The sequence below is a fragment of the Streptomyces aureus genome (assembly GCF_001418135.1).
GTDB classification, from domain to species: Bacteria; Actinomycetota; Actinomycetes; order Streptomycetales; family Streptomycetaceae; genus Streptomyces; species Streptomyces aureus_A.
Window position 1 is genome coordinate 1 of the sequence record NZ_LIPQ01000698.1, and the last position, 217, is coordinate 217.

Here is a 217-nt window from a genome sequence, read left to right on the forward strand (position 1 = left end):
GCGGTCGGGGCGCTGCTCGGGCTCGTACGGGACCAGATCCTGGCCGGGTACTTCGGGGCCGGCGCCGAGACGGACGCGTTCCTGGTGGCGTGGACGGTGCCGGAGTTCGCCTCGACGCTGCTCATCGAGGACGCGATGGCGCTGATCCTGGTGCCCGCCTTCTCCCGCGCCCTGGCCCGCCGTTCCGGCCGGCTGTCCGGCGACCCCGTGCGCGCCC

1 protein-coding gene is annotated in these 217 nt (G+C 75.6%); it reads left to right on the forward strand.

The annotated features are described in order from the left end of the window. Positions 1-217 (forward strand): lipid II flippase MurJ (locus tag AOK00_RS41100; protein ID WP_437441472.1); only part of this gene is annotated, 217 nt, incomplete at both ends.